Below are 13,441 nucleotides of genomic sequence, written 5' to 3'. Positions count from 1 at the left end.
TCCGTGGATCGGCCGATCGATGTCGCCACCATACGAACACTTTTACCGATCGGGGTTGACTTTGTGACTCGGACCACCTTACCGTCTCGTTACGAGTTTTTGAAACGCATTCCGCATTGCGAAACGGAGAGTGGACAGTGAGCAGCCCGACCTTGAAAGACCTCACGTCACGCGGCCTGGTCTACGCGCCCGGCGTATGGGACGGCCTGACCGCGCGCCTCGCCGAACAGGCAGGTTTCAGCGCCTTGTGCGCTTCCGGGTTCGCCGTCTCGGCGGCCCTCGGCCTCCCCGACGCCGAGCTCTACACCCAGACCGAGAACCTGCAGGCCGTCCGCACCATCCGGGAGTCCTCCAAGCTGCCGCTGGTCGCCGATATAGACACCGGCTATGGCAATGCCGTCAACGCCGCCCGCACTGCCGCCAAGTTCGTGGACGCGGGTGTCGGCGGGATGTTCATGGAAGACCAGGTCTCCCCCAAGTCCTGCCCCATCTGCGTGGGCGACCCCGTCGACCTGATCAGCGTCGACGAAGCCACCGGCAAGATCCGCGCCGTCCGCGACTCCATCCCCGACGACGTCCTGCTGATCGCCCGCACCGACGCCCGCGGCGACGACGCCATCCGCCGCGCCCAGGCCTATGTCGAGGCCGGCGCCGACATGATCATGCCGGTCACCAAAACCTTCGAAACCGTCGAAGAGTGGCAGCGCTGCCACGAGGAGGTCGGGGTCCCGCTGATGGCCACCCTCACCGCCTCGACCTGGACCGAACGCGATTTCACCCCCGAAATCCTCGACCAGATCGGCGTCCGGCTCGCCCTGCTGCCCACCCAGATCCTCATGGCGGTAGCCGGGGCCGCCCAAGCGACCTTGAAGCGGCTGGCCGCGGGCGAAGCCCCCGCCAAGGTGAGCGCCGACGCGCTCCAGCACCACGAATTCGTGGAACTGATCGGCTTCCCCGAGGTCGAAGCCATGCAGAACAAGTACCTACCCGCGAAGGAGCAGTGACCGCCGTGGGCTACACGATGACGGAAAAGATCCTGGGCCGCGCCTCGGATCAGAAAACGGTCCGCGCCGGTGAGAACCACCCGGTGCAGCCGGCTCGCATGATCGCCTACGACTTCCCCGGCTACACCGACGTGATGTTCCGGCAGATGCGCGAGGACTTCGGGATCACCGAACTGAAGGATCCGAGTCGCTACATCGTCTTCATCGATCACATGCTGACGAAGCGCAACGAGAAGGAATCCGAAGTTCACCAGGTCACCCGCGACTGGTGCGATTTCTACAAGATCGAACTGCACGAGGGTCGCGGTATCGGCCACCAGCTCACCGCCGAGCTCGGCCTGGCCATCCCCGGCGAATTCCTCGTCCACTTCGACGGCCATATCAGCGGTATCGGCGCGTTCGGCGCCCTCGGCTGGGGCATCCGGCGTGACCTCATCGAAGCCTGGGTCACCGGCCAGGTCTTCGTCGATATCCCCGCCACCACCCGCTTCGACCTGGTCGGCGAGTTCCCGCCCGGCGTCGACAGCCGCGACCTCGTCCACACCATCATCGATATGGTCGGCGCCGACGGCTGCGCGCATCAGGTGATGGAGTTCGGCGGCCCCGGCGCGCGCTCGATGGCGATCGACCACCGCCAGGGCCTGTGCGGAATGGCGATGTTCACCGGCGCCGTCTCGGCAGTCTTCGAACCCGACGAGATGTCGCTGGCGTATGCGAACAAAGTCGCACGTCGCAGCTTCGACCCGGTATATCCCGACGCGGACGCCACCTACGCGGCTCGCTACGAGATCGACCTCTCGACCCTGACCCCTCGGGTCGTATTGCCCGGTTCGGCCCGGGCCGTCAACACGAAGACCGCCCAGGAACTCGCGGGCACCCCGATCACCAAGGCCTTCATCGGCTCGTGTGCCAGCGGCCGGATCGAGGATCTGCGCGCCGCCGCCCTGGTCCTCGACGGCCGGCAGGTAGCGCCCGGGGTGGAGTTGAACGTCGTCCCGACCTCGCAGAAGGTGTACGAGCAGGCCGAGAACGAGGGCATCCTCGACGTCCTCCGGGCCGCCGGCGCGCATATCAACGTGTCCAGCTGCGATTTCTGCTTCGGCTACCAGAAACCCCTGCAACCCGGCGAGAACTGCATCTCCACCGGAGTCCTGAACATCTCGGGTCGCATGGGCAGCCCCGACGCCAATATCTACATGGGCTCCCCCTACACCGTCGCCGCCAGCGCCCTCACCGGCACGATCCAGGAGTCGAATCAGTGAGCGCCTACCCACCCCCGCCCGACCTCATCGAAGGCAAGGTCGCCTGGATCTTCGGCGACGATTTCGATATCGACCTCGTCGTCGGCGTCTCCAATATCAAGTCCTACGACCCCGACCACCTGCGGTCGGTGTGTATGCAGGCCTACGACCCCTCCTTCACCGACCGCGTCCGCCCCGGCGATATCATCGTTGGCGGCCGGAACTTCGGTTACGGACATCCGCACTATCCGCCGATGGTCGCCCTCCGCAACGCGGGCATATCGGCGATCGTCGCGGAATCGTTCTCGCCCGGTTTCTGGCGAGGCGAAACCTTCAACGGCATGCCGTTGATCACGATCCCCGGCATCTCGACCGCTGTGGCAGTCGACGATGCCGTGGCACTCGACTGGCGTTCCGCGGCCATGCGCCTGCCCGACGGGACTCGACTGGTCGGTAACCCACCCAGCCCGCGGACCGTCCAGGTCATCGAAGCCGGTGGTTCCTATGAACTCCTGCTCGCCGAGCACGCACGCGAAAGACAAGATCGATGACGAACACAGAACCTCGCGTCGGGTCCAGTGACCTCCACCCCTCCGGACCGTTACCGGCGACAGCAGCGAAGAAGTCGAACTCCGTGGCCCGCCGCGCCGCCATCGCCGGCGGCGTCGGCACCCTGATCGAGTACTACGACTTCGCGGTCTACGGCTTCCTCGCCGTCACCATCGCACCCCTGTTCTTCCCCTCCGATAATTCCGCGGTCTCGGTCCTGTCGACCCTCGCCGTTTTCGGTGTCGCCTACGTAGCCCGCCCCCTCGGCGGTATCTTCTTCGGCCGCCTCGGCGACCGCCGCGGCCGCCGCCACTCCCTCGTCATCACCGTCGTCAGCATGGGCGTGGCCTGCGGCATCCTCGGCCTACTCCCCACCCATTCGGCCGTCGGGTTCATCGCGCCCGTTCTGCTGGTGCTCGTCCGGCTCGCCCAAGGCTTCTCCGCCGGCGGCGAAGTCGGCGGCGCCGCGACCTATATCGCCGAGTCCGCCCCACCCAAGCGGCGCGGCTTCTTCGGCTCCTTCACCCCCGTCGGCTCCACCCTCGGCTTCGCCGTGGCCGCCGCGATCGTGGGCGTGGTAGCCCTCATCACCACGGACGAGCAGATGGAATCGTGGGGCTGGCGCATCCCGTTCCTGCTCGCCCTCCCCCTCGCCTACGTCTGCCTCCGCGTCCGGATGAAGCTCGAGGACACTCCCGAATTCGAGGAGATGGCCGAGAAGCACGAGGTCACCAAGAGCCCGCTGCGGGAGGTCATCACCAAGAACCCGCTACCCGTGCTGCGCACCGTCGGTATCGCGATCGCGGCCAACGGCTCCGGCTATATCGGCCTGACGTACTTCAGCGTCTACCTGATCAACGACCTCGGCTTCTCCAAAGACTCCGTCTACTGGACCTCCGCCATCGCCATCGCCCTGGCCTGCGCCACCTTCCCGCTCAGCGGTATGGCCACCGACAGGTGGGGCCGCAAACCGGTCCTCATCGCCGGCTACCTCGCCTATGTCGTGATCGCCCTCCCCGCGTTCATGATCATGGGCGCGACCTCGAGCATCGTGGTCATCGGCCTCGTCTACTTCGTCTACATGACCCTCAACGGCGTCGTCCAGGTCCCCGCGTTCCCGCTGTTCACCGAGCTCTTCCCCCGCACGGTCCGCTACACCGGCGTCTCCCTCGGCTTCAATATCGGCACCATCGCCGCCGGCGGAACCGCCCCCTATGTAGCCGCCCAGCTGGTCGAATCGACCGGTAACGCGATGTCCCCCGCCTACTGGGTGATGGGCGTCTGCGCCATCGGCCTCCTCACGGTCGCCACCGTCCGCGAAACCGGTCGAAAGGAACTCCCGGCATGACCACCGGTGATACCGGGAAAGCCCCGTCCGCCGCATTTGATGAGGGTGCGGCGGGCGGGGTGCCCCGGCAGCAGTTCGCCACACTCGTGGCGGCATGGAACGACCGGGTCCAGCACCAACCCGACGCCCCGGCCCTCGTGTACTTCGACACCACACTCACCGTGCGCGAGACCGACGACCTCGCCAACGCACTCGCGGCCGCTTTCGCCGACCGCGGCGTGGGCCACGGTGAGCGGGTGGGTATCCACCTCCAGAACATCCCGCAATACGCGCTCGTCCTGCTCGCCCTGTGGAAACTCGGCGCGATCGCCCTGCTGCTCAACCCGATGTATCGCGGGCGGGAACTCCGCCAGCTGGTCAGCGATGCGGAACCGGTCGGGATCATCACCACCGACCGCGATGTGCGGCAGGTCCGGGAGGACGTCGAGGGCACCACAGTCGGGTGGGTGCTCGGCACCGCGGAGTCGGACCTCCAGTCCCGCAACGACCCCCGCGTCTTCAAACCCGAAACCGCCCCTGCCACCGAGGGGTCCGCAGACTCACCCGACCTACTCACGTTGGCCCACGAGTACGCCGATCGGAAACCCCCATCGGTCCAGGTACACGGCGACGACCTCGCTTTCCTCGCCTACACCTCCGGCACCACCGGCCCACCCAAGGGCGCGATGAACTCGCACGCCAACGTCCGCGCGGTAACCACCAGCTTCACCGAACTCGCCGGCATCACCCCCGGCGACGTCGTCTTCGCCCTGGCCCCGCTGTTCCACATCACCGGAGCGGTCGTCATCGGCGCCCTCGCCCTCACCGAACGAACCTCCCTGGTCTTCACCGGCCGCTTCCACACCGACGTCGCCGTCGACGCCCTCCGCGAACACGGCGCCACCTACACCATCGGCTCCATCACCGCCTTCAACGCGATGATGAACTCGGAATACGCCACGGCCGAACACTTCTCCACCATCAAAACGCTGTTCAGCGGGGGTGCGCCGGTCCCACCGAGCACGGTCACCCGCTTCCAGGAACGTTTCGGCCACTACATCCACAACGCCTTCGGCATGACCGAAACCTCCTCGGCAGTCACCGCGGTCCCGCCCGGATCGAACGCACCGGTCGACCCGGACAGCGGCACCCTGTCTATCGGACTACCGCTCCCGGGAGTAGACGTCGACGTCGTTGACCCCGATGGCAACTCCGTCCCGCCCGGCGGCCAAGGCGAACTTTTAATCACCGGCCCACAGGTCATCCGCGGATACTGGCGCAATCCAGAAGAATCCAAGGCCGCCGTGCCGGGAGGTCGCCTCCGCACCGGAGATAGCGCGATCGTGGACGAACAGGGCTGGGTCTACCTGGTCGACCGGATCAAGGACCAGATCAACGTCTCCGGGTACAAGGTCTGGCCGCGCGAGGTCGAGGACGTCCTCTACGAACATCCGGCGGTGCTCGAAGCAGCGGTTGTGGGAATTCCCGACGAGTATCAGGGTGAGTCGGTCACCGCGTACGTATCTCTCAAGGGTGGGCACGATGCGCAAGCCGACGACCTGATCTCGTTCGCTCGAGAACGCCTCGCACCCTACAAGCGCCCCAGGGTGGTTGAGATCCTCTCGGACCTGCCGAAGACACAGACCGGCAAGATTCGCCGACGAGCGTTACGTGATCAACACACCGACGCCCGAACCGCATAAGGGGCTGCTGCACGGTCGGGTGACAGTGGCCCCTATCCGTGCAGCAGCCCCGGGCCAGCCGCCGGAGGTCGCTATTCGTTGACCTATCCCCACACGGAGACATCGTTGTGTTTGAGGTCTTCAGGGAAGAGAGTGGTGGGCGGTGCGTCGATCCACGTTTGATCGCACCCCGGATTCAGACGAACCTCGATGGTCAGCTCCGCCGGGTGTTCATACTCAACGGTCATTGTGTCGCCCGGCTTGAGGCTGATGAAGTCCCCGTATGGTTCCACCTGCCAGGATCGTTCACGTTCTTCGCGGTTAGTCACCTTGTAGCGGATCATCGGCGGGACCGGTTTGCTCTGAAGCCTCGTTCGGGCTGGTCGATCATGCTGAGATGATCGCAGATCGTCGCTGCCGGTATCGGGCGCTTCGTCGTGGTGACCACGGCCAGGCCCCACGAGCGGGTACCGGCGGATTCGTGTGCGGCGGCGGCGACAGCGCCGGCGCCTCTTGACCCCCAGTCCAGCCGCTGAGCAAAATTACCTGGTCAGAAGCATGATTCGGTGGTGCGTCGATCGGCGCGGACATGGCGGTTGTTCGGCATCGTGCGTAGCGTGTGGTCCGTTCTAGTCCCGATGCATCCCGGCCGATTACCTGGCGAAACACACTTGCAGACGTCAAACTGACAACGAACGACCTGTCATGCCGCGCGGCTGCAAACAATTGACCAGCACAGGAGGTTGGATGTTCGAACAGCGCGATCGGTGGCTTGAGGAACTCGACGAGTACACCGGGCGGAAGGAAACGATCACCTGGAGGGCAGGTCGTATGCCGTTGACCGCGATCGTTGATGAAATCTCTAACGCCTGTGCGGATGCACGCCAACATACTGGGCAGCAGGTACGTGACTGGCGTTCGATTGCCTCCGACCTCGACGAGGCCGCCACTTGGATAGGGCCACAACTGCAAACTTTGGTCGGCCCCAAGGCGACAGTCGTTTACCAAACGATCATGAATCGACTGCTCGTTCCCAAGACGAATGGAAGAGGGTACAACCTTGAGGACAGCGTACGGCCCGTAATCGCTGGGCAGGTTGACACGCTGGCTAAGGCTCTTGAACCGGATGACGCCCTCGTTGCGGCTTGGAGTGACTTGGTGGAAGCGTGCCGCGATACTGACTATGCCAAATACCCGCACGAGCGAGTTGCTTACCTTCGAGACACGCTGGTCGGCCTAAGCGACTTGCGCCGGCAAGGGCGTTGGTTTTGGAGCCCGATGTCAACCGCTGTGAAGGTTCTGTTTGGATATGCCAGCAGCGTCAGAGACGCGCAAGTTATGGTTGGCGACCCGGTCGACCCAATTACACCCGAGAACTTCAATGCACCGACGAATTTGACCGATAGCGAACTTGCCACTCTGGCCGAGCGCTGCATTGTGCAGACGCCCGCAACGGGGGATTATGTTGTGTGGTTTCGCATTCACCCAGCATTTGTCAAGGGCTACGAGTGCATGACACATGGCAATGTCACATTCTACGACGCACAGCAGCTCGCCAGTGCACTCTGCGACCATGAGCGAGCAAGGGAGACTTTCTCCGTGGTGCCGGAGGAGCTGCTGACCGAAAAGATTCGCGAACTTCAACTGTCCAACGATATGGACGAGTTTTCCGGATTCGAGTACCTTCCGCAGCTTGCCTACGCCAGGGTGGCCGTTGACCGAGTCGAGCGCCATCGCGCCGTAGAGATGGCTCGACTTTACTTAGACACGGTACTCGCGGTGGCAGGAGCTCCGGAGGAGATGTGGCAGGTTCTCAGCGGCACATTGCTTTTCGGCGACGGTTCTTACAACCCGCGTCCCACAGAGTGGGGGCCGAAGCATCCAATGCCCAATCCTGTATTTTTTCAGAACGATTACTTCTCTACCAATCTTAGTGAGATGACCGCTGACGGCTTTCTGATCACCAGTGAACGTGCACAACAACTGCAGCCAGTGCTCGCGCTCCTTAATGCGCTCACTAGTGTGCCCCGGGAAGACCCGCAAGCAATTGTCACAGCCGCGGTCAGGGCCATCGAACATTGCAATACCTGGGTTGCGCCCCACGAGAAGTACAGCTGGTACGCGTTTGCCGAGGAGTACCTGTTCGACGAGTTCGCCGTCATAGCGTTGGCGAATCGTATCGGACACGATGTCTTTGCCGCCGTGGTCCAGCACAGGCCAGACCGCACACCTGGCGCATCGGACGATCCAGCCCTGAGGGCGATACAAGACGACATTGAAGAGTCCGGGTGGGGCTCGCGTATTGATGTACGGAAAGCCCTGCCACATATGGGCACGTTGAGACGGAGCTACTCGAAGCACTGGCTGGTGCGTCAACTCAGCGAAACCGACGACATCCTCCGCTCGACGACCGCACTTGGAAGTTCCTTCGATGCCGAGTTCCGCCTGCTCAATGCCCGGGTGGGGCGGTTGACGCGATCCCGTAACGCAGCGATCCACGGAGGCACACTGTCTACCGCGGCGTGCGAAAGCATCGCTGATTTCGCCCTGGCAATGGGCCGGAGCGCGCTGAACACTGTCATCCGGGCGATTGTCACCGGCGAAACAGTGAGCATGTACGCGACACGTCAGCGAGACCAATACCGACGGAGGATCGATAACCTCAGGCGGGGCGGCGATTTGAAGTATCTGTTTTCGTCGTAGCCGGAAATAGGCGGTCTAGTGCCCCACGGGGCCTGCTCGGTGGTGGCGTGCACACATCGGGGTAGGCATCACCGCCTGCCCCACGGGGCCTGCCCTTCTCGCGTAAAGGCTCCGGGGTCAAGGGTGAACGAAGTCCATCAGAGCAGCTGACGCCATCGGCGACAACAAGGAGGACAGCCCAGAACCTCCGGTGTTGCCCGTGGCCCAGGTGTTCGCGCTCGCCCGTGCGGTGCCGGAGCGGCATCGGGTGGTGATTCTTCTGACCTTGTTCCTGCCGACATCACCGACGGCGCGGAGAGTGTGCGAGTCAGCAAGGCGATGGTCGAGTCGCCGGGCTCGGACTTGGTGGTGTCACGCCCGAAGTCGCGCGGGTGCGGGCAGCTCCCACCGCCCCGAGATCAGGAACTCGGCGCCATAGGAGTAGCACGCAATGACCGGGCCGCGCGAGGCGGTTCCGGCGTCCTATAATCCCCTCCTGGGACGAGAGTGACCTGGAGGACGGGGCAGAGTTGCGTTACAACGGGGAATTAAATCGCCCGATTTCATAAATTGCAGAACGAAGGAGTCAAGTGTCACCGGAGCGTCCGCCTGCCCACATTAAATCGGACCGATCGGTTGCAAAGCTCATAGATCTGTTTTCCGAATACGGAGGCTGGACGGCAGAAGAGCTCAAAAAGGATTACGGTGAAGATTTGCTTGTCCGTATATTTGAGTCAAACCGGACAACACCCTACGCCTTTTTTGTTCAATTGAAGCATTTCAGCAATCGATCTCGTCATTTATCCAAAGACGGAAAGTATCTCAAATATTCTTTTGATGTCCGACATGTGGCGCAGTGGAACGACCTATGGGAGCCTGTGGTTCTAGTCTTGTGGGACTCGGAGCTGAACGAATTTTACTGGGAAATCGCACAGTCCCCAGAAATTGCACCTTCTTCCAGAGGTAAGAAGTCCAGGACGATTTATATTCCGATCGATAACAGAATCGATAAGACGGGGATAGCTAGAATCGCGGTCCGAACTCGGAAAAGGCACGAGCGGTTCGAGAATGAACAGACTGGTGCAACCGCTCTGATCGGCCGCCTCTCTGAGTTGGTGGACTTCGAGATCGACTACCACCCACAGGCGGGGCTCCTCTTTCTCACTTGGCCGGATGGCCGGAGCGAGATGACAGCATTCGGCAAGGGGCTGGAAAAACTGCTAATACTGTCGGCCGAGACAGGTTTGGAAATAGATTCCATACCCGGGGCGGCAGTAAATGCCTATAGCAAGGTGCTGAATGCGTTTTCTGCCGGTGCCATAGTTGGGCTGGTGGACAGCAAAGGCAAGGCGGTTAATGAATGGGAATCGCTTGATGAATTTATGAGATTCGTTGATCGAAATCGAGAGTTTGACGAGATTCGCGGCCTATGAGGATGATCGGAAGTTCGGAAACTTCTTCCCATGCTTTCTCGTATTGGCAATCCTGCACCATGGGAAGGGCTAGTCAAGGGCGGCCTGGGAAATCGCGTAGCGTCCTTTACCCAGCTGTACTGAGTCAGACGTGGAGGAGGTGAACCCAAACGAACTGGCTGTGGACTGGGAGTGACCAGTCCCGGCGGAACCCGTGACACGGGTTCTTGGCCGCGTAATTCCGCAGCCAGGCCCGCGTTCCGGCGTCGGGGTCTGCCGGTGTTTGCGTGGCCGGGCACCGGCGGTATGTCGATCGGGCGAGCCCAACGACCTTGCACGCGAAACGTTCCGACATGCCCAAGACCTCGCTGAGCATGTCCACGGCGCGTCGCTTGGCCGCTGGGACTAGAATTTTCCCTTCGAAATCTCGCGCAGCGCGTCTTTCTCCAGTTCCGCATCGGCCAGCAGCCGCTTCAATCGGGCGTTCTGTTCCCGCAGCTCCTTGAGTTCTTTGGCGGCGTCGGTGTCCATGCCGCCGTACTGGCGGCGCCAGTTATAGAGTGTCGCCGCCGAGACTCCCCGGTCGGCGGCGATCTGCTCGCCGGTCAAGCCTTCCGCGGCCAGTTCATCGGCGCGCCGCAGCATGCGCACGATGCCCTCCGCGGAATGCCGTTTCCGTCCAGCCATGGTTCCCATCGTCCCTTCTGGCCCTCACCAGGGCCAACGAGACTCTAATTCCGGCTGGTCGCATTCACGGGGAGCGGGTCAGGTGGGGGGTGGGCGTAGCGTGCGCCCGACGCACCGGCGCGCCAGGAGGTGAGGCACGAGCAAGGCAGCTCCGCGCCGCAGTACGGCCGCGCGAAGCGCCGGCACCTCTTGCGCTTGTATCGCGAAATTCGGTAACTAATTGGGGAGTGTGAATTACACAGTGGTGAAACGCAAGTCGACGATTCACGTGAGATCCGACAGGTCTAACCAGTGATTCACCCGCAGTGCGTCACGCCATCGTCCCCCCATTACCCCCGCCCACTCTGGTTCCACATCCATTGCGAACGCAATCAGCCCAGATAAATGCCGGACGAACCCGTCGATTGATGAAAAACCCCGGTGCGAAACGTGGTCAGCCAGGCCGAACTTTTCGACGCCACGAACATTCTCTACAATTCGGGATCGCGTAGCCCGACTCAGCCGCACTGGATCGCGATCCACCAGCAGTCCGAGCACAAGCTTTCGGCCACCTGGCGGGATAATCCGTGTTTTCTTCTCGTGAAGCGAAAAACCCGCGCCTTGCACACACTTACGGACGCTATCGATCAGCCGGACCGATCGACTTCTATCAAATTCTTCGATCGATGAGAATGTCAGATCATCCGCGTACCGCGTATAAACCATCCGTTCACGTCTAGCCAGATCAGAAAATACAATGTCCAGGTCGTGCGCAACCAAATTAGCGAGTGCACCACTAGTAGGCGCACCTTGAGGAAGGAATCCAAGTACGGGTTTACTATATTCAGCGATAACACGCTTACGCGCATTTCCGGCAAAACGGCCAGAATCGATATGCCCTGCATGTATTGCGGACCTTGTGCACAGCCGTGCAAGCTCGAAGGCCACGAGTGGCACGTACCCCAAATCGTTGAATATACGAAACACTCGTCGTTCATCGATTGATTCGAAGAAATTCTCCAAATCCAGCTTGACTAACCACCTCGCGCCAGCATGCCTAATCGCGCAACTGCGGATCGAAGAACCCGTTTCGTACGCATAACTAGCAGGGTGAGTTGGAATCTTGCCGACAACCCTGCGCAACATCCAACGTTGCACCTCCATAAGCGGCGGGTCTGGCATGGAAATTGCGCGCATCTTACGACCATTTCGACGCCGAAGAACCAAATCTTTGTACGGATCTCGTTGGCGGGAAACGATCGTTCGCAGATAGTAGTACGACACTCCGGTGCGTTTCGCGAGGTGATTAAGCGTGAGAATTGCAGCGAGGCCTTGAGACTCAACTCTGCTCGCCTGGTCCAGCGCCGCATCGATCAGAGAATCACTCTTGGATTGCTCACGGCCCAGTTGTCGGTAGTGGTGAGGCGAGCCGGCGATCATCTACCTTTGGTTTCCCCTCTACCGCTCAAGACCGCGCCGACGCGCCGAGGCCCCGAGGATGCCAGCGGCGGCGCGGTCGTGACGCGAACGTGGGATTGATCGGAGCGTGTGGCTAACCCACGGCCCGCTTACGCACCACGGATGGAATCCGCGGCCGGTCGACCCGACGGATCGACGGACACTAGATGTCACCTGGCTCCCCTCAGTGTCGCAGGATAGTACAACTCGTCGTAATCGTCACGCCGTGGGCTCCACGTTGGAGCGACAGGCCGATGAAGCGCATGACGCAACTCCCGCCGACCTTCGTCCGTCAGCCGGTTTTCCGAATCTAGCAACCGGAGTTCATGGCAAGCTTCTATCGTGACCCGCACGGCAACATGGCTGATACTAAGGAGATTGGCTAGCTTTATCGGGTCCCGGTAGCCGCGTTGAATGGCGCCCAAGACTAGCAACAAGATTCGCACAGTCGGGTCGTTCTGGGCATCGAGCGCATCACCAAGGCGTTCATGTTGGATTATCGCAGCAATTCTCTTGGGGTCCGTCTCCAACCGATAGTCGTCGAGCTCCCGCTGCAGCTTAGGCACCATCGTTCGTTTGCCAAACAGTGGAGCCCAATTCGACACCTTGGGGCACTTTAACTGCCACAGAATGTTCGGCAGGTTGTTCGGCACTGTGTGATGTAAGACGAGCAGTCCTTTTGAATTGCCGTAACCAAGAGCATATTTCGGCGCATGAGCGTACTTTTTACACAGATCTACGATGGCCGCCCGTTCGTCATCCATCCATGGTGCAGTATCAAATCCGACACCCTGTTCGAGGCACACGATTTTGTCAACAAAACGATGTCCCTGCAGCCGCTTAATCGCAAGCGCTGAGGCAGCGAGTACTAAAATTCGAATGCGTAGCAGGCCATAAGAGTGCCAGCTTCTTATCGTAGGATTTCCAGCCCAGGCGTCAATGTAGTTAACGAGCTGGTTACCCGTCCCACTGTAGTCATCGACCAGAAGCAGTGTCCTGACGCTGTGCCGTCGCAACCAGTCCAGCGAAGTGTACGAAGCCGCCCGGTCATATCTCGGTTTTCGGCCAACTACGTCTCGAATGATGTTGCCTATCAGACCTTCACTGCCCGGGGTACCCGCGAAGGGGTGATCCAGTGGCGCAAAGTCATCGATGCCCTTTGTCAGCACTTCCCTTGCAGGGAATACCCCTACCGGCGCCCGGCACTCGCCGATGACTGTCTGGAGTGCATCCGCCATAGTAGCTCTAAAGGCCGAAGAGGAGATGATCCGGAGACTGTCGATCAGTAGAGTCGCGGTCCGAACTTCGTCACGATGAAAGTTTTCAAGCCATCGGATCCCATGACTTGTCTCACTTGGACGCAGCGCCACTTGCAGACCTTAACTGATAGTCCTTGCTCCTGCAAGTAATTTGGGTGCAA

At 61.4% G+C, this 13,441-nt stretch carries 11 protein-coding genes; 7 read left to right on the top strand and 4 right to left on the bottom strand.

The window, feature by feature from the left end; translation table 11 throughout:
- Window positions 1-137: 137 nt before the first annotated feature.
- Genes ABZ827_RS09455 through ABZ827_RS09435 form a run of 5 tightly spaced genes read left to right on the top strand, consistent with a single transcriptional unit; the run spans window position 138 to window position 5,824 of the window.
- Window positions 138-1,004: an isocitrate lyase/PEP mutase family protein gene (locus tag ABZ827_RS09455; RefSeq protein ID WP_357235032.1), complete on the top strand. Its 867-nt coding sequence runs from the start codon at window positions 138-140 to the stop codon at window positions 1,002-1,004.
- 17 nt (window positions 1,005-1,021) lie between these two features.
- Window positions 1,022-2,266: an aconitase family protein gene (locus ABZ827_RS09450; protein WP_357235895.1), complete on the top strand. Its 1,245-nt coding sequence runs from the start codon at window positions 1,022-1,024 to the stop codon at window positions 2,264-2,266.
- A complete protein-coding gene (locus tag ABZ827_RS09445; RefSeq protein WP_357235029.1) occupies window positions 2,263-2,796 on the top strand; it encodes a 3-isopropylmalate dehydratase in 534 nt (177 codons plus the stop codon). The genes ABZ827_RS09450 and ABZ827_RS09445 overlap by 4 nt, the downstream gene beginning before the upstream one ends.
- Window positions 2,793-4,142, top strand: a complete 1,350-nt coding sequence (locus ABZ827_RS09440) for an MFS transporter (protein WP_357235026.1) — start codon at window positions 2,793-2,795, stop codon at window positions 4,140-4,142. Before ABZ827_RS09445 ends, ABZ827_RS09440 begins: the two co-directional genes overlap by 4 nt.
- Entirely contained in the window at window positions 4,139-5,824 is a 1,686-nt protein-coding gene (locus ABZ827_RS09435; protein WP_357235023.1) for an AMP-binding protein, read from the top strand. The genes ABZ827_RS09440 and ABZ827_RS09435 overlap by 4 nt, the downstream gene beginning before the upstream one ends.
- Window positions 5,825-5,907: 83 nt before the next feature.
- On the opposite strand, the gene ABZ827_RS09430 is transcribed toward ABZ827_RS09435, so the two are convergent.
- Window positions 5,908-6,147 carry a hypothetical protein gene (locus tag ABZ827_RS09430; protein ID WP_357235021.1) on the bottom strand — a complete coding sequence of 80 codons (240 nt, stop codon included), beginning with the start codon at window positions 6,145-6,147 and terminating at the stop codon, window positions 5,908-5,910.
- 403 nt (window positions 6,148-6,550) lie between these two features.
- Between ABZ827_RS09430 and ABZ827_RS09425 the strand changes: the two genes are divergently transcribed.
- Both ABZ827_RS09425 and ABZ827_RS09420 read left to right on the top strand, forming a co-directional pair.
- Window positions 6,551-8,506 carry a hypothetical protein gene (locus ABZ827_RS09425; protein ID WP_357235018.1) on the top strand — a complete coding sequence of 652 codons (1,956 nt, stop codon included), beginning with the start codon at window positions 6,551-6,553 and terminating at the stop codon, window positions 8,504-8,506.
- 569 nt (window positions 8,507-9,075) lie between these two features.
- A complete protein-coding gene (locus tag ABZ827_RS09420) occupies window positions 9,076-9,918 on the top strand; it encodes a DUF4365 domain-containing protein (protein WP_357235015.1) in 843 nt (280 codons plus the stop codon).
- A 384-nt stretch (window positions 9,919-10,302) separates the two neighbouring features.
- Here the strand turns inward: ABZ827_RS09420 and ABZ827_RS09415 are convergent, their stop codons facing one another.
- The 3 genes from ABZ827_RS09415 to ABZ827_RS09405 form a co-directional block, all read right to left on the bottom strand.
- The gene (locus ABZ827_RS09415; RefSeq protein ID WP_357235012.1) at window positions 10,303-10,593 is read right to left on the bottom strand and encodes a transposase; all 291 of its coding nucleotides are present in this window, start codon (window positions 10,591-10,593) and stop codon (window positions 10,303-10,305) included.
- 255 nt (window positions 10,594-10,848) lie between these two features.
- Window positions 10,849-12,003, bottom strand: coding sequence for a reverse transcriptase family protein (locus ABZ827_RS09410; RefSeq protein ID WP_357235009.1), 1,155 nt, complete (start codon window positions 12,001-12,003; stop codon window positions 10,849-10,851).
- Window positions 12,004-12,191: 188 nt separating this feature from the next.
- The gene (locus ABZ827_RS09405; protein WP_357235006.1) at window positions 12,192-13,259 is read right to left on the bottom strand and encodes a hypothetical protein; all 1,068 of its coding nucleotides are present in this window, start codon (window positions 13,257-13,259) and stop codon (window positions 12,192-12,194) included.
- Between the last annotated feature and the right edge of the window lie 182 nt (window positions 13,260-13,441).

The organism is Nocardia sp. NPDC019395, from assembly GCF_040632335.1.
In the GTDB taxonomy this organism is placed as follows: domain Bacteria; phylum Actinomycetota; class Actinomycetes; order Mycobacteriales; family Mycobacteriaceae; genus Nocardia.
The sequence above is the reverse complement of the archived record's forward strand: the minus strand, read 5'-3'. Positions and strand labels throughout refer to the sequence as shown.